Genomic DNA, 15,038 nt, shown 5'->3' on the forward strand with positions numbered 1-15,038 from the left:
ATAATAATACACTATGTCGATCCGGAATCGGAAAATCAAGGAGGAACCTTCGTGACGGCTTTCACTGCCCTGTTGCTGACCATCGCCGCCAGCGCACCGCCGGCCTACGCTCCCGCGTTCGACCCGAGCGAACTCAAAGACCGGGTCGCCGGGATGCGCGGCGAGGCGCTGGTGCTCGGCTCGCCGCACCTGTCGGGACTGCCCGACAGCCTGGCACCGGAAAATCTCGAACCGTTGCTCGCGCGGCTGGCGGCGTGGAAGCCGGAAATCATCACGATCGAGGCGGTGTCAGGCCCCGATTGCGAACGCCTGATCCGCTACAAGCCGCTCTATCCGGGGGCCTCCGATTATTGCCGGGATCCGGCCGCGGCGCAGAAGATCGTCGGGCTCGACATGGTCGCGGCGACGATCGAGGCGGATCGGTTGCTGGCCACGTGGCCGGCGAATCCGGCGCCCGGAGACCGCCGCCGGCTGGCCGCGCTCTTCCTCGCGGGCGGCGAGCCTGCGTCGGCGCTTGTCCAGTGGCTGCGGCTTCCGGCGAGCGAGCGCCGCGCGGGCGACAGCCTCGACGCCACGCTTGTCGGGGAACTCGACAAGCTGATCACGCGGCGTAACGAAAATTATCTGATTGGATCGGCGCTGGCTGCGCGGCTCGGGCTGGAGCGCGTCCATGCGACCGACGATCATAGCGCCGACGCGACCACCGCCTCGATCGACAAGGATCCGGGCTATGGGGCGGCGATGCAGCGGATCTGGGACAATCCGCTGGTGACGGAACGGATTGCTGCCGATACGGAGCTGGAGAAGAAGCTCGACGGGGAGGGCATATTGGCGCTCTACCGCGCCTATAACCGCCCCGCGGCGATGCGCATGGCCTATGACAGCGATTTCGGCGCCGCGCTCGCCGATGCGACGCCGCAAAACTACGGGCGGCGCTACGTCGGCTGGTGGGAGACGCGGAACCTGCGCATGATCGCGAATATTCGCGCGGCGATGGCGGCGCAGCCCGGCACGCGGACGCTCGTGATCGTCGGCGCCTCGCACAAGGGCTATTTCGAATCCTATCTCAACATGATGCACGACGTCGCGCTGGTCGACGCCGAAACCATATTGAAATGACCTTTATTTCGCGACCACGCTTTCGGGCAGATCCTCGCCGAAGACGCGCTGATAATATTCGGCGACGATCATCCGCTCGGCCTCATCGCATTTGTTGAGGAAGGTCAGGCGGAAGGCGAAGCCAATGCTGTTGAAGATCGCCGTATTCTGCGCCCAGCTGATCACGGTGCGCGGGCTCATCACGGTCGAGATATCGCCGTTGATGAAGCCCTGACGCGTCAGGTCGGCGACCTTGACCATATTGGCGACGGTCGTGTCGTCGGTGCCGGGCACCTTGGCGAGGATGATCGCGCTTTCGGTCGCGGCGGGCAGATAGTTGAGTGTGACCACGATGTTCCAGCGGTCCATCTGGCCCTGGTTGATCTGCTGCGTGCCGTGATACAGCCCGCTCGTGTCGCCGAGGCCGACGGTGTTCGCGGTCGCGAACAGGCGGAAGTGCGGGTTCGGACGGATGACGCGATTCTGGTCGAGCAGGGTCAGCTTGCCCTCGGCCTCCAGCACGCGCTGGATCACGAACATCACATCGGGGCGACCCGCGTCATATTCGTCGAACACCAAAGCGGTCGGGGTCTGCAACGCCCAGGGGAGCAGGCCTTCGCGGAACTCGGTGACCTGCTGGCCGTCCTTGAGCACGATCGCGTCGCGGCCGACAAGGTCGATACGGCTGATATGGGCGTCGAGATTGACGCGGATGCACGGCCATTTCAGGCGCGCCGCAATCTGTTCGATATGCGTCGACTTGCCCGTGCCGTGATAGCCCTGAACCATCACGCGACGATTGTGCTTGAACCCCGCGAGGATCGCCAGCGTCGTGTCGCCGTCAAAGACATAGGCGGGATCGAGGTCGGGAACGCGCTCGTCGGCTTCGCTGAACGCCGGCACCTTCATGTCGATATTGACGCCGAAGACCTCGCGCGCATCGATTTCGGTATCGGGCGCCGAAAGGAGCGTCGAACCATGATGGTCGGGAAGGCTGTTCGGGATATCGGTCATGTTACAGGGCCCAGCGAAGATTTCAGGGAGAGAGTCGCCGGGAACCGGCGCTTCGGATAGCGCGGTATAGCCATGGGTTGCGGCTTGCAACGCCTTTTGCGGCGATTTTAGAGCAGATCGAGCGCCTTGAGCACCGCCGACTGGTCGTAATAGGGGCGTTCACAGACAATCTTGTCGCTGCCCAGGCCGAACTGAAAGCTCGCCGCCATGCGGATGCGGAAGGCCTTGCCGGTCGGCTCGATCCGCCGCATCCCGATGTTGAGCGGCCCCAGATGCGTGCCGGTCAGCCAGAATTCGACCAGCACCGTATCGGTCGCGGCATCGGCGGCGATCGATATGATCTGATTCGCCTGATCGGGGAAGGGCCCGCGCGATGCGGTGAAATAGGATCGCACTGCAGCTTCGCCGTCAAAGATTGTGCCGGGGCCGAGCAATTCGTAGCGGGGGTGGGCGAAGGTCGCGAGGACACCGTCCCAGTCCTGCGCAATCTCCAGCGCCATGTGGCGGCGAACCATTTCGATTCGGGCTGCGTCGAGTTCGGTCATGGTCCCACTCCGTCCGGCGCACATCCCCTATGCGAACGCCTTGGTCTTGCGCAGCAGCTGATAGGCCCCAACCACCTCGTTCAGTCGCGACTCAAAGCTGCGATCGCCGCCGTTGCGATCGGGATGATAGCGCCGAACGAGCTCGCTGTAACGCTTTCGCAGCATCGCGCGGTCGGCGTCGGGGGTAAGCTCCATCAACTGCATCGCGCGATGCTCTTCGCGGGTGAAGCGCGGGTCGGCGGCCTCCCGCCGCGCCTCGTCCATTCGCTGGCGGAAACGCGCGCCCAGCGCGTCGATCGGGTCCTTGAAGTCGGCCCACCGCGGCGGCAGGTCGGCGCTGCCCGCTGCGCGGAAGGTCCGGCTTTCGGTTTCCCAGCCGGAGGTCGGCGATTGCGCCGCGACGATCTGATCGGCGCTCATGCCGCTGAAATAGTCATAGCCGGCGTTGAATTCGCGGACATGGTCGAGGCACAGCCAGCGATAGGCGGGTGGCCCGTCGGGCGAGCGGTGCGCCGACATGGGCGCGCGAAATTCGCCCTGTTCGCGGCATCCGGGCGCGGCGCACCGATCCTCGCGCTGGACACGGCCATGGAAACGGTTCGGACGAGCGGAAGAAGACAAAAAGGCGCTTTCGGGACGATGGGGAGCCCTTATCATTTGGCGATCGAACGCTTATGGTCAAGTCATGACGATCAAAGGCCCCGTGCAAACCGAGATGGAAAGCCTGCTCAGCGCAGCCTTTCCCGACGCAAATTTTATCCTGAGCAACGATAGCGCCAGCCATCATGGCCATATGGGCGATGACGGCAGCGGCGAGTCGCATTTCAGCCTGACCATCATATGGGCGGGCTTTGCCGACATGAACCGCGTCGCGCGTCAGCGCACGGTGAACAAGGCGCTAGGCGACCTGCCGGGGCAGCGCGTTCACGCACTGGCGATCAAGGCCACAGCACCGGGCGAATGACGTGGCGCTGATTGCTGCCCGCTATCTGATCAGCGTGATGCTGGGACTGGTTGGCTTGTTTTCCCTATTGGCGTCGGCCGATATCCATTTCAACATTAGCGGCTGGCAGGACGAGGTCATCGCGCGCCAAATGATTCTGAAGGGGGCGCTGGAAAAGGCCGGTCGCCACACCGAAGCCTTCCGACGGAAAGAGGGTCGGTTGCCCAACGATGACGAATTGCAGCAATGGGCCGCGCGCCAATCGTGGCCGGAGGCGGCGAGGCTGATGAACATTAATTTGCGTATCGCCGCGGCGGGGGAGGGGTGCTTTTTGGGCGATGAGGATATGGTCCGCGGTTATAGCCTTTGCTATTTCAACGGAGGGCCCAAGGATTATAAGTTCGCGCCGCAATCGGGCGACCATAATCTGAAGCTGCAGTCATCCGATTTTCGTTTTTCGCTCGACTATAAGGCCAGCTCGCTCGCCTTGATTCTGGTACCTTTTCTGCTGGGCTTTTGGGCATGGCCAAAGGCGGGGTTCCGGCGCCAGATTCATGCGGTAAGCGCAGCGACTTGACCGACATAAGGATCGAAACATGACCCAGAAAGTCAACCTCGCCGCAGCCTTTGCGACCTTCGATGATCACTGGAACCCGCGCGTCGCGGGCGACATCAATGATTTTCAGGTCAAGCTGGTGAAGCTCGCGGGCAAGTTCGACTGGCATCATCATGAGGTGGAGGATGAGCTGTTCCTCGTCGTCGCTGGGCGGATGAAAATGGCGTTTCGCGACCGCGACGTGATTGTCGAGGCGGGCGAGTTCATCATCGTACCGCATGGCACCGAACATTGCCCCGAGGCGCTGGACGGCGAATGTCAGGTGCTGTTGCTCGAACCCAATTCGACGCTGAATACGGGGAACGTTCAAACCGAAAAGACGCGCAACGCGCTGGAACGGCTGGATTAGTCGCCCATTCGGCAGGTTGGGTCGTTGGCCTCTTGCCAGCCGCCGCGAACCCCGCCAATCTCGTTTCGAAAAGAAACCAATGGGAGCGGTGTCGATGACGGGCGATTTCGAACAGGTGCGGTTGAAGCTGTCGACGGGGGTCGAACTCGACGTTGTCGATATGGGCCCGCGCGATGCGCCGGTGCTGATTTTCCTCCACGGCTTTCCCGAATCGCACCGCACCTGGCGCCACCAGCTGCCGCATTTCTCGAAGCATTTTCGCTGCATCGCCCCCGACCAGCGCGGCTATCGCGGTTCGTCGAAGCCGCAGGATGCGGACAGCTACACCCCCGACAAGCTGATCGCCGATATTTTCGCGATGGCCGATGCGCTGGGCGTCGGCGAATTCACCATCGTCGGCCATGACTGGGGCGGCGCGATCGCGTGGGGCGTCGCGCTTGGCGGCCAGCCCGGCGGTCTGCATCCGGCATGGGCGGGGCGGGTGACGCGCGCGGTGATCGCCAATGCGCCGCACCCGGCAATCTTCCAGCGCCTGCTCGTCACCAACGCCGACCAGCGCGCGGCGAGCCAATATATCCGCACCTTCCGCGATCCGGCGAGCGACGCGATCATCGAGGAGCATGGCATTGCCGGTATCCTCGCCCATGCCTTTGCCGGGCGGGTGCCGAGCGGCGGCATGGCGGAGCCCGACGAGATCGCCCGCTTCCTCAAGGATTGGGAGGATCGCGACACCTGCCGCGCGATGATCAACTGGTATCGCGGCTCGCCGATGGCGGTCCCGGCGATGGACGAACCCTATGCCGAGCCCCCCGCGATGCCCTTTCCAAAGCTCAATATCCCGACGCTGGTCGTCTGGGCGCTCGACGATGTTGCGCTGCCGCCGTGTAACCTCGACGGGATCGACGAACTGGTTCCCGATGTGACGATCGTCGAGGTGCCGGGCTGCGGCCATTTCGTGCCGTGGGAGGCGCCCGACGCGGTCAATGCCGCGATGGACGCCTTCCTTGGGCAGGCGACGGACTGATTGCCTATTTGGTCGTGTAGCCGCCGTTCACGAGGATCGTCTGACCGGTCATCCACCAGCCGTCGCTGACCAGAAAACGGATCCACGGTACGATATCCTCGATGTCGGTCAGGCCTGTCGAGGAGAAGGGCGACAGCGCGGCGGCGGTCTTGTGATAGGCGACCGCATCCGCCCCTTCGGCCGGATAAAAGAAGGGCGTGTCCATCGGACCCGGCCCGATCGCGGTGACCGAAATACCGCGATCGCCAAACTCCTTCGACGCCGCGCGCGTGTAATGTTCGACCGGAGCCTTCGTCCCGGCATAGCTCGAATAGAAGGGCGTGTAGGCACCGAGCAGCGACGTGACGAGCGTGCAGATCTTGCCATTGTCGCTGACATGTTTGCCAGCCTCTTTCAGGAAGAAAAAGGCGGTCTTTGAATTGACTGCGCTCATCGCGTCAAACTCGGCTTCGCTGATTTCGACCATCGGTTTTTTCAGCACTTTGCCGACCGTATTGATCGCGATGTCGATGCCGCCCATTGCCGCCTTCGCGTCGGCAAACAAGCGCTCCATCGCTGCCGCGCTCGTCAGGTCGGCCTGGAACGCATGCGCATCGGTGCCCGCCGCCCGGATCGCATGGACCGTGTCGTCGGCTTCGGCGCGTGACGCGTCGCTGTTATAGTGAATGGTCACGGCACGTGCGCCCTCGACGGCGAAATCGCGTGCGATCAGGCCGCCCAGATTCTTTGCGCCGCCGGCGATCAGGATTTTTTTGCCTTCGATATTGTGAATGCTCATTCTGATGGTCCCTGAATGATGGAGAGAGGAGGCCGGTTTAGAAAGGACGGCGATTCGAGGCTTTCAGATTCTCCCATAGTGTCGCATAGTGGGACAATGCAGACGGGCGGACTCAAGGCAGCCTATGTCGAGGAGCGTATCGACGGTCCGGCCAGCTGGACGATCGAGCGCGACGACCATGCGCTGATCCTGCACGAGGCGGGAAGCTATCAACGGCTGGAAACATGGCTCGACGGGCAGCGTACCTCGCTCGGATCGCCGCTGACGGGCGAAATATGGTTTGCACCGGCCGGACGGCAGTATCGCGGCGCGGCGCTGGGCGGGGCGGTCGGCTATGTCGCGGTCGACATTCCTTCGGACCGCCTGACCGTCGGCTCCCGTGCGGCCACGTTGGCGGGGTATCGCGACCGGGGCATGGCTGGGCTGGTGCGCGCGCTGCTTGCCGGAGACGTCGATGCCGCCGATGCATTGGTCGCGGCGCTGGCCGATCTGCTGGAAAGCCGCGGCCCGTCCCGGCCGGTTTCGCCCGCGACGACGCGGCGTATCGACGCGCTGCGCGACGCCATCGAGGATCGCATCGACACACATTTGACGGTTGAGGACATGGCGGTGGAGGCGGGGATGTCGGTGAACAGCCTGATCGTCCATTTCGCTCGTGTCACGGGACGGACGCCCGCCCAATATGTGCTGCATCAGCGTTTGCGGCGCGCGTGTCGCTATCTCGACAGCCTTCCCGTTTCGGTGACCGAAATTGCTCTTGCGACGGGTTTTTCCAGCCATGCCCATCTTTGTTCGGCCTTTCGCGCCAAGCTGGGCATGTCGCCGGGCGAATGGCGCCGTCGCGGCGATTCCTTCATCATGACGGCGAGGGAGGTCTAATATATGTCGCACACCGCCATCATGCTGATGGCAGGGATTGCCCTGCTGATCGCGATACGCCTGACAATGCGCGACGGGGCGCGGGCGACGCGGCTGTTCCTGCTGCTCTGGCTGGTCGTGTCGATCGGCAATCTTCTCGTTGGCACATTCTACGCCGGCTACGGCTGGGCGGAGGAAGCCGTCGTGTGGTTGCTCGTATTCGGTGCGCCCGCCGCGATCGCGCTCGCGATAGCGCGGATCAATCCTCGGGCTTGAGCAGGCAGCCGCTGGCGCCGGCATAGCGCGCGCTGCGCGAAGCAAGCAGCGGGACGCTGCCGGTCACCGTCCTCGTCGCCGGGTCTTCGGCCAGCGAGACCAGTTCCATCCCGGGCTCGAAATCGCTCTGGCAGCTGTCGAGGCTGCGCCCCTGGACATAGCGGCACGAACAGCCGACGCGCGCGGCATAGGCGGAGCCGAGCTCGGCCTGCGCCTTGAACGACGGGAATTTCCAGATCAGGAAGCCCGTCATCAGCACTGCGAGGATGATCACCCACGGCAGGCAGCCGCCCGATTTCTTCTGCGGCGGCGGGGGCGATGCGTCCGGCGCCGGTACCGCCGCCATTGGCGTTTCGGGTGGGTTAATGTTACTCACCGGACCCATGATCACGAAAAAACTCATGCTGGCAAGTGCGGCGGTCGTGATGCTCGCGGGCTGGTCGCTGACCCACGCGGCGGGGCAGGGTGGCATCGCGCCAGCGGCACCCGCACCCCGGATGGGGGCTTCGCTCGATCATGCGGTGCGGGGCGATATGCTGCCGCCGCTGCCCGCGCTCGACCCCGCGATCAAGGCGAAGGCCGACGCCCTGTTCGCCGATGAGGACGATGTCGGACAGACGCGCGCGCTTTATGTGCTGCGCGGCGGCGAGCCGATTTACGAACGCTATGCACCGGGTTTCGGGCCCGAGACCAAGCTGATCAGCTGGTCGATGGCGAAGAGCATCACGGCGGTGCTGACGGGCTTCCTCGTCGCCGGGGGGCAATTGTCGCTCGATGGACCGGCGCCGGTCGCGGCGTGGCAGCGCAGCGGCGATCCGCGCGGTGCGATCACTCTCGCGCATCTGCTCCACATGTCGTCGGGGATCGAGCATGTCGAAAATGGCGATCCGGTGTGGCGGGGCGATACCGTCGCGATGCTGTTCGGCAATGGTGCGCAGGATATGGCGGGCTTTGCCGAGGCCAAGCCCGCGGCGGCGCAGCCCGAGGAGCTGTTCAACTACAGCTCGGCGACCAGCGTGATTCTGTCCGACATTATTACCGACACGCTGACCCCGTCGCAAAATCCCGAGGCGCGGCGCGATGCGATGCGCGAATTTATCCAGGGGCGGCTGGTCGAGCCGCTCGGCATGACCAGCCTGACACCCGAGTTCGACGCGAAGGGCACGATGATCGGCGGGTCGATCATGCACGCGACCGCGCGCGATTATGCCAGGTTCGGCGAGTTTCTGCGCAACCATGGCGTTGTCGACGGCCAGCGTCTGCTTCCCGAAAGCTGGATGAAATTCATGCTGACGCCCTCGGCCAATGACGCGGGCTATGGCGGCCATATCTGGCTCAACCGGCGGCGCCCGGCGGGGGCAGCTCCGGCGCTATGGCCCGATCGCGGCCCCAATGATCTGTTCGCCTGCATCGGCCATCAGGGGCAATATATCATCGTCTCGCCGTCGCAGCGGGTGACGATCGTGCGGCTGGGGGTCACGAACGACGACCAGTTCCCGGCGCTGCGCCGCCATCTGGCCGATCTGACCGAGGCCTTATAGCAGGAAATCGCCGACCAGCGTCGTGACGCAGGTCCCGGTCAGTTCGACCCGGTCGCCAACAAGGCGGCAGCCGACATGGCCGCCGCGCACGCTCGCCTGATAGGCCGCGAAGCTGTCGTGGCCGAATTGCGCTGCCCAATAAGGCGTCAGCACGCAATGTGCCGATCCGGTCACCGGATCCTCGTCGATCCCGGCGCCGGGCGCGAAAGCGCGACTCACCACATCGGCGTCCGACAGATCGCCGTCGCCGCGCGCGGTCGCGATGATCAGGATGTCGCCGTGCTTTTTCAGCGCGCGCATATCGGGCGTCAGCGCCCGCACGGCATCGGCATCGCGATAAACGATCAGCGCATAGCCGCCGTCGTGCCACAATGTCTCGATCGCATCGCCGCCGAGCGCCGCGACGATCTGGGGCATCGCCTTCGGTGTCGGTGGATAGGCGGGCAGTTCCATGCGATAGCCCGCATCCTCGCCATTGCGCGCGACGCGCAATATACCGGCCTTGCGGGTGCGAAAGCGCATGTCGCCCCGCCACGGCGCCGCCGTCAGCAGGACATGCCCGCTCGCCAGCGTCGCATGGCCGCACAATGCGACCTCGACCGTCGGGGTGAACCAGCGCAGCTCATAATCGGCTTCGTCGCCGTCATACGGGATCAGAAAGGCGGTTTCGGCGAGATTATTCTCGGCCGCGATCGCCTGCAGCACCCCGTCGCCCAGCCATTCTTCGAGCGGCATCACGGCAGCGGGATTGCCCGTGAAGGCGCGATCAGCGAAGGCGTCGACCCTGCTGATCGGCAGGCGGCGCTGCGCGCTCATGGGTAGAGCAATCCGCTGGTCCAGCCATCGCCGTCGCGGACGAAGCGCGTTCGTTCGTGGAGGCGATGCGCGCGGTCCTGCCAAAATTCGATCGCGGCAGGCGTCACGCGCCAGCCCGACCAGCGCGGCGGGCGCGGCACATCCTGCCCGGCAAAGCGCGCCTCCACCTCGGCGAACCGTGCCTCGAATGTCGCGCGGGCGTCTAGGGGACGCGACTGGTCGCTCGCCCAAGCACCGAGCTGGCTGTCGCGGCTGCGCGTCGCGAAATAGGCGTCGGCGGTTGCGTCGTCGACCGCGGCCACCGGGCCTTCGATGCGGATCTGGCGGCGCAGCGACTTCCAGTGGAAGAGCAGCGCGACATGCGGGTTCGCCGCTAACTCACCGCCCTTGCGGCTGTCGAGATTGGTGTAGAAAATGAAGCCGTCGGGGCCATGGCCCTTGAGCAGCACCATGCGCAGCGACGGGTGCCCATCGGGCGTCGTCGTCGCGAGCGCCATCGCATTGGCGTCATTGGGTTCGCTGGCGCGCGCTTCGGTGAACCAGCTGTCGAACAGGGTAAAGGGATCGGTGGTCATGGGCGCGGTCATATCGTGCGCTGCGGGTGCGGTCGAGCCACCATCGTCACCTGAACTTGACCCGTCGCGGGGCGATTCCCACATCGCGTGCAATCGGGCCTTCCCGGCTCAACAATATTCGGGCTACAGGAACAATATGGCAGATCCCTATTCCATTCTTGGCGTCGCGAAAGGCGCAAGCGAAGCGGAAATCAAAACCGCATACCGCAAACTCGCCAAGCAATTGCACCCCGACAAGAACAAGGACAATCCCAAGGCATCGGAGAAATTCTCCGAGGTCACCCGGGCTTATGACATTTTGTCGGACAAGACGAAGCGCGCGCAGTTCGACCGCGGCGAGATCGACGGCGACGGCAATCCGGCGATGCCCTACGGCTATGGCGGCGGCGGCTTTCGCGGTGACCAGCGTACTGGCCCTGGCGGTTTCAGCGGGTTCGGAAACGAAAGCTCTGACTTCGGCGATATTTTCGAAGGCCTGTTCGGGCGCGGTGGCGGCGCAGCTGCCGGTGGCGGCGGGGCGTTCGGCGGTTTCGGCGGGCGCAGCGCGCCGCCGCCCAAGGGCGCCAATGTCGCATATCGTCTCGCGGTTTCCTTCATCGACGCCGCAACGCAGGCGCCGCAGCGCATCACGCTCGCCGATGGCGGCACGATCGACCTCAAACTCCCCGCCGGGGTCGAAACCGGTACCCAGATGCGCCTCGCTGGCAAGGGCCAGCCGGGACCGGGCGGCCATGGCGACGGCATCGTCACCATTTCGGTCAAGGACCATCCCTTTTTCATCCGCGAAGGCGCGAACATCCGCCTCGACCTGCCCGTCACGCTGAACGAAGCCGTGCAGGGAGCAAAGGTGAAAGTGCCGACCGTCGACGGCCCGGTGATGCTGTCGATCCCCGCGGGTTCGACCTCGGGCAAGGTGATGCGCCTGAAGGGCAAGGGCTTCAGCCAGAAGGGCGGTGGCCGCGGCGATCAGCTCGTGCGGCTGATGGTCGATCTGCCCGCCGACGATTCGGGCCTCGCGAAACTGGTCGGCGAATGGACCGACAGCCGGGCCGTGCGCGCGGATCTGGGCGTGTGATGCGTGGCTGAACGGAGCGATGCCAGAGCGAAGGTTGCCGAGAAAAAGGCGGCCGACGCGCTGGCGCGCGAAGTCACCGAGGAAGTCGGTCAGGAATTTCTGGCCGAGGGGCATTCGCCTCATTCGCCCGAGGCACGCGCCGAACGCGCCAAGCGCATCCATTTGCGTGCGCGGGCGCAGGGGGTCCTCGAACGCAGCCGCGAGCGGCTCGGCCCCGGAACGCGCATTTTTCACGTCGTCCGCCGCGTCGTCGTCGGCACCTATACCGACGGCTTTATCCACGCCGGCAATCTTGCCTATCTGGCGCTGATCGCGCTCTTTCCCTTCTTCATCCTGCTCGCCGCCGCCTTGAGCTTGCTGGGCGGCAGCGTCGGCGGCGAAGCGGCGATCGAGGCGGTGTTCTCGACGATGCCGCCGACCGTCGCCAAGGCATTGGCGGGACCGATTCGCGAAGTGATGAGCGCGCGCACCGGAATTTTCCTGTGGCTCGGCGCTTTTGTCGCTTTGTGGACTGTCGGCAGTCTGATCGAAACGGTGCGCGACATTTTGCGCCGCGCCTATGGTACGCATTTCAGCCGCGGTTTCTTCCACTATCGCCTGCTGTCGATCGGGATCATCACCGGCGCCGTCGTGCTGATGCTGCTGTCGTTCAGCATGCAGGTGCTGATCGTCGGGATCGAGCAATTTATCGGCCGCGTGTTGCCCGAACAATTTCAGTCGGCGGGGACCGTCGCGATTTCGCGCGTCGTGTCGGGTCTTGGCCTGTTTCTCGCCATTTACCTGCTCTTCTATTCGCTGACGCCATCCAAATACCGCAAGCTGAAAAACTGCCCGAAATGGCCCGGCGCGCTGTTCACCACCCTGTGGTGGATTGGGGTCACTTTGGCGCTGCCGCCTTTGCTCGCCAGCCTGCTCAGCTATGACGCAACCTATGGCAGCCTCGCGGGTGTGATGGTCGCGCTGTTCTTTTTCTACCTTGTCGGCCTCGGTATGGTAATCGGCGCCGAACTCAATGCCGCGCTCGTCGAGGTTGAGGATTTGGGCCATGACGCTATTGGGCGCGTCGACGATTTGAATACCGGAGATTTAGAATGACAGGTTTGATGCAGGGCAAGCGCGGGCTGATCATGGGCCTCGCCAATGACAAATCGCTCGCCTGGGGGATTGCCAAGGCCTTGCACGGAGCGGGCGCCGAACTGGCGATCAGCTATCAGGGCGAGGTGATGGAAAAGCGGGTGAAGCCGCTCGCCGACCAGCTCGGTTGCGATTTCCTGATCGATTGCGATGTGTCCGACATGGCCAATCTCGACGCTGCCTTTGCGACGCTCGCGGCGCGCTGGCCGACGATCGACTTCATCGTCCATGCGATCGGCTATACGAACAAGGAAGCGCTGCGCGGCAAATATGCCGATGTGACGCTCGACGATTTCCTGATGACGATGAACATCAGCGTCTACAGCTTCACCGCCGTTGCCGCGCGCGCGGCCGCGATGATGACCCCGGTCGATCCCGAAACGGGCAAGGGCGGCGGGTCGATGCTGACCCTGTCCTATTATGGCGCCGAAAAGGTGATCCCGCATTATAATGTTATGGGCGTTGCAAAGTCGGCGCTGGAAACCAGCGTCAAATATCTCGCCAATGACTATGGGCCGCAGGGCGTCCGCGTGAACGCGATTTCGGCGGGGCCGATCAAGACGCTCGCGGCGTCGGGCATCGGCGATTTCCGTCTGATCCTGAAATGGAACGAGCATAATGCGCCGCTGCGCCGCAACGTCACCATCGACGATGTCGGCGGTTCGGCGCTCTATCTGCTCAGCGACCTCGCCTCGGGTGTGACTGGCGAGACGCACCATGTCGACGCCGGATACCACACCGTCGGCATGAAACAGGAAGACGCGCCGGACATCGCGCTTGTCTGACGCGCCGGTCATCCGACCCGCACGCGCGGAGGATGGCGATGCAATCGACGCCGTCATTCGGGCCGCCTTTGCGACCACCGAATATGGTCATCAGGGCGAGGCGGAACTGGTTCGGATGATCGAGGCCGACGGCGACGCGCTGGTGTCGCTGGTTGCAGAACGGAACGGCGAGATCGTCGGGCATGTGCTGTTTAGCCGGATGGACGTTGAGGCCGATGGCGCGCAGCTTGCTGCCGCCGGGCTCGCGCCCGTCTCGGTCGTGCCCGAATGCCAGGGTGAGGGCGTCGGCGATGCCCTGATCCGCGCCGGGCTCGATCAATTGCGGTCGCGCGGCGTCGCGATCGGCTTCGTTCTGGGGCATGAGGCCTATTATCCGCGCTTCGGCTATTCGCCCGAACTCGGCGCGCGCTTTGCCTCACCCTTTGCCGGGCCGCATTTCATGACCATGATGCTGGACAAGGAAGCGGCCTGGCCGCTAGGCGGACGCGCGGACTATGCACCCGCGTTCGGCCGGATGGGATAGAGCAATGAGTTTCAACAGCTTCGGGCGCGTTCTTCGCTTCACCACCTGGGGGGAAAGCCATGGCCCCGCGCTCGGCGCCGTCGTCGACGGCTGCCCGCCGCGCCTGTCGCTGAGCGAAGTCGATATCCAGCCCTATCTCGACAAGCGCCGCCCGGGTCAGTCGCGCCACACGACGCAGCGGCAGGAACCCGATCAGGTGCGCATCCTGTCGGGGGTGTTCGAGGGCAAGACGACGGGCACGCCGATCAGCCTGATGATCGAAAATGTCGACCAGCGCTCGAAGGATTATGGCGAGATCGCGCAGGCCTATCGCCCCGGGCACGCCGATTATGCCTATGACGCCAAATATGGCATCCGCGATTATCGCGGCGGCGGCCGGTCGAGCGCGCGCGAAACCGCGGCGCGCGTCGCCGCGGGCGGCGTCGCGCGGCTGGTGATCCCCGAGGTGCAGATCCACGCGTGGGTCGCCGAAATTGGCGGCGATGCGATCGATCCAGCGAACTTCGATCTCGAAGAAATCGACCGCAATCCCTTTTTCTGTCCCGATCCCGCTGCGGCGCAGCGCTGGGAAGGGCTGATGGACGCCGCACGCAAATCAGGCAGTTCATTGGGCGCGGTGATCGAATGCGCCGCCAGCGGTGTCCCCGCTGGCTGGGGGGCGCCGATCTATGCCAAACTCGACGCTGACCTCGCCGCCGCGATGATGGGCATCAACGCGGTGAAGGCGGTCGAAATCGGCGCCGGCTTCAACGCTGCGCGCCTGCGCGGTGAGGAAAATGCCGACCCGATGCGTCCGGCGACCGACGGCAGCAACCGTCCCGATTTCCTGTCGAACAACGCCGGCGGCATCGCGGGCGGGATTTCGACCGGTCAGCCCGTTGTCGTGCGCGTCGCCTTCAAACCCACCAGTTCGATCCTCACCCCGGTGCCGACGATCAACAAGGCGGGCGAGGCGACCGACATCGTCACCAAGGGCCGCCATGATCCGTGCGTCGGCATCCGCGGCGCCCCGGTGGTCGAGGCGATGATGGCGCTCGTCCTCGCCGATCATAAACTGTTGCACAGGGCACAAAACGGCTGATGCCCTA

The 15,038-nt window shown here is 64.3% G+C and carries 20 protein-coding genes; 13 read left to right on the forward strand and 7 right to left on the reverse strand.

What is annotated here, in order from left to right; translation table 11 throughout:
- Nucleotides 1–51: 51 nt before the first annotated feature.
- A complete protein-coding gene (locus tag AC1RRJ_RS02740) occupies nucleotides 52–1,119 on the forward strand; it encodes a DUF5694 domain-containing protein (RefSeq protein ID WP_493120181.1) in 1,068 nt (355 codons plus the stop codon).
- 3 nt (nucleotides 1,120–1,122) lie between these two features.
- Here AC1RRJ_RS02740 and cobS read toward each other — a convergent pair whose 3' ends face one another.
- The 3 genes from cobS to AC1RRJ_RS02755 form a co-directional block, all read right to left on the reverse strand.
- Entirely contained in the window at nucleotides 1,123–2,112 is a 990-nt protein-coding gene (cobS, locus tag AC1RRJ_RS02745) for a cobaltochelatase subunit CobS (protein WP_493120182.1), read from the reverse strand.
- A 107-nt stretch (nucleotides 2,113–2,219) separates the two neighbouring features.
- The gene (locus AC1RRJ_RS02750) at nucleotides 2,220–2,657 is read right to left on the reverse strand and encodes an ester cyclase (protein WP_493120183.1); all 438 of its coding nucleotides are present in this window, start codon (nucleotides 2,655–2,657) and stop codon (nucleotides 2,220–2,222) included.
- A gap of 27 nt (nucleotides 2,658–2,684) precedes the next feature.
- Complete coding sequence (locus tag AC1RRJ_RS02755) at nucleotides 2,685–3,278, reverse strand: J domain-containing protein (RefSeq protein ID WP_493120184.1); 594 nt, start codon at nucleotides 3,276–3,278, stop codon at nucleotides 2,685–2,687.
- Between the two features lie 64 nt (nucleotides 3,279–3,342).
- Between AC1RRJ_RS02755 and AC1RRJ_RS02760 the strand changes: the two genes are divergently transcribed.
- The 4 genes from AC1RRJ_RS02760 to AC1RRJ_RS02775 all read left to right on the forward strand — a co-directional run bounded on the left by AC1RRJ_RS02760 (nucleotide 3,343) and on the right by AC1RRJ_RS02775 (nucleotide 5,589).
- On the forward strand, nucleotides 3,343–3,621 hold the full coding sequence (locus tag AC1RRJ_RS02760; RefSeq protein ID WP_493120185.1) for a BolA family protein: 279 nt from the start codon (nucleotides 3,343–3,345) through the stop codon (nucleotides 3,619–3,621).
- Between the two features lies 1 nt (nucleotide 3,622).
- On the forward strand, nucleotides 3,623–4,177 hold the full coding sequence (locus tag AC1RRJ_RS02765; RefSeq protein ID WP_493120186.1) for a hypothetical protein: 555 nt from the start codon (nucleotides 3,623–3,625) through the stop codon (nucleotides 4,175–4,177).
- Nucleotides 4,178–4,196: 19 nt separating this feature from the next.
- Nucleotides 4,197–4,565: a cupin domain-containing protein gene (locus AC1RRJ_RS02770; RefSeq protein ID WP_493120187.1), complete on the forward strand. Its 369-nt coding sequence runs from the start codon at nucleotides 4,197–4,199 to the stop codon at nucleotides 4,563–4,565.
- A 94-nt stretch (nucleotides 4,566–4,659) separates the two neighbouring features.
- Complete coding sequence (locus AC1RRJ_RS02775) at nucleotides 4,660–5,589, forward strand: alpha/beta fold hydrolase (protein WP_493120188.1); 930 nt, start codon at nucleotides 4,660–4,662, stop codon at nucleotides 5,587–5,589.
- Between the two features lie 4 nt (nucleotides 5,590–5,593).
- Here the strand turns inward: AC1RRJ_RS02775 and AC1RRJ_RS02780 are convergent, their stop codons facing one another.
- Nucleotides 5,594–6,367 carry an SDR family oxidoreductase gene (locus AC1RRJ_RS02780; protein ID WP_493120189.1) on the reverse strand — a complete coding sequence of 258 codons (774 nt, stop codon included), beginning with the start codon at nucleotides 6,365–6,367 and terminating at the stop codon, nucleotides 5,594–5,596.
- 96 nt (nucleotides 6,368–6,463) lie between these two features.
- Here AC1RRJ_RS02780 and AC1RRJ_RS02785 point away from each other — a divergent pair, with 96 nt between their 5' ends.
- Both AC1RRJ_RS02785 and AC1RRJ_RS02790 read left to right on the forward strand, forming a co-directional pair.
- Nucleotides 6,464–7,246, forward strand: coding sequence for a helix-turn-helix domain-containing protein (locus AC1RRJ_RS02785; protein ID WP_493120190.1), 783 nt, complete (start codon nucleotides 6,464–6,466; stop codon nucleotides 7,244–7,246).
- Between the two features lie 3 nt (nucleotides 7,247–7,249).
- Nucleotides 7,250–7,501 carry a hypothetical protein gene (locus AC1RRJ_RS02790; protein ID WP_493120191.1) on the forward strand — a complete coding sequence of 84 codons (252 nt, stop codon included), beginning with the start codon at nucleotides 7,250–7,252 and terminating at the stop codon, nucleotides 7,499–7,501.
- Here the strand turns inward: AC1RRJ_RS02790 and AC1RRJ_RS02795 are convergent.
- On the reverse strand, nucleotides 7,485–7,877 hold the full coding sequence (locus AC1RRJ_RS02795) for a hypothetical protein (protein ID WP_493120192.1): 393 nt from the start codon (nucleotides 7,875–7,877) through the stop codon (nucleotides 7,485–7,487). The two genes, AC1RRJ_RS02790 and AC1RRJ_RS02795, sit on opposite strands and share 17 nt — an antisense overlap.
- Nucleotides 7,878–7,884: 7 nt before the next feature.
- On the opposite strand from AC1RRJ_RS02795, the gene AC1RRJ_RS02800 reads away from it, so the two are divergent.
- Nucleotides 7,885–9,042 (forward strand): serine hydrolase domain-containing protein, encoded by a 1,158-nt coding sequence (locus AC1RRJ_RS02800; RefSeq protein WP_493120193.1) that lies wholly within the window; start codon nucleotides 7,885–7,887, stop codon nucleotides 9,040–9,042.
- On the opposite strand, the gene AC1RRJ_RS02805 is transcribed toward AC1RRJ_RS02800, so the two are convergent.
- Together AC1RRJ_RS02805 and pdxH are read right to left on the reverse strand one after the other, a co-directional pair.
- Nucleotides 9,037–9,858: a PhzF family phenazine biosynthesis protein gene (locus AC1RRJ_RS02805; RefSeq protein WP_493120194.1), complete on the reverse strand. Its 822-nt coding sequence runs from the start codon at nucleotides 9,856–9,858 to the stop codon at nucleotides 9,037–9,039. The two genes, AC1RRJ_RS02800 and AC1RRJ_RS02805, sit on opposite strands and share 6 nt — an antisense overlap.
- A complete protein-coding gene (gene pdxH, locus AC1RRJ_RS02810) occupies nucleotides 9,855–10,433 on the reverse strand; it encodes a pyridoxamine 5'-phosphate oxidase (protein WP_493120195.1) in 579 nt (192 codons plus the stop codon). The genes AC1RRJ_RS02805 and pdxH overlap by 4 nt, the downstream gene beginning before the upstream one ends.
- Before the next feature lie 136 nt (nucleotides 10,434–10,569).
- Here pdxH and AC1RRJ_RS02815 point away from each other — a divergent pair, with 136 nt between their 5' ends.
- Genes AC1RRJ_RS02815 through aroC form a run of 5 tightly spaced genes read left to right on the forward strand, consistent with a single transcriptional unit; the run spans nucleotide 10,570 to nucleotide 15,031 of the window.
- Nucleotides 10,570–11,508, forward strand: coding sequence for a DnaJ C-terminal domain-containing protein (locus AC1RRJ_RS02815; protein ID WP_493120196.1), 939 nt, complete (start codon nucleotides 10,570–10,572; stop codon nucleotides 11,506–11,508).
- A gap of 3 nt (nucleotides 11,509–11,511) precedes the next feature.
- Nucleotides 11,512–12,603, forward strand: a complete 1,092-nt coding sequence (locus tag AC1RRJ_RS02820; protein ID WP_493120197.1) for a YihY/virulence factor BrkB family protein — start codon at nucleotides 11,512–11,514, stop codon at nucleotides 12,601–12,603.
- Complete coding sequence (gene fabI / locus AC1RRJ_RS02825; RefSeq protein WP_493120198.1) at nucleotides 12,600–13,427, forward strand: enoyl-ACP reductase FabI; 828 nt, start codon at nucleotides 12,600–12,602, stop codon at nucleotides 13,425–13,427. The genes AC1RRJ_RS02820 and fabI overlap by 4 nt, the downstream gene beginning before the upstream one ends.
- Nucleotides 13,420–13,950, forward strand: coding sequence for a GNAT family N-acetyltransferase (locus AC1RRJ_RS02830; RefSeq protein ID WP_493120199.1), 531 nt, complete (start codon nucleotides 13,420–13,422; stop codon nucleotides 13,948–13,950). Before fabI ends, AC1RRJ_RS02830 begins: the two co-directional genes overlap by 8 nt.
- 4 nt (nucleotides 13,951–13,954) lie before the next feature.
- Complete coding sequence (gene aroC, locus AC1RRJ_RS02835) at nucleotides 13,955–15,031, forward strand: chorismate synthase (protein ID WP_493120200.1); 1,077 nt, start codon at nucleotides 13,955–13,957, stop codon at nucleotides 15,029–15,031.
- Nucleotides 15,032–15,038: the final 7 nt, after the last annotated feature.

The sequence above is a fragment of the Sphingopyxis sp. GW821-FHT12C06 genome (assembly GCF_058807415.1).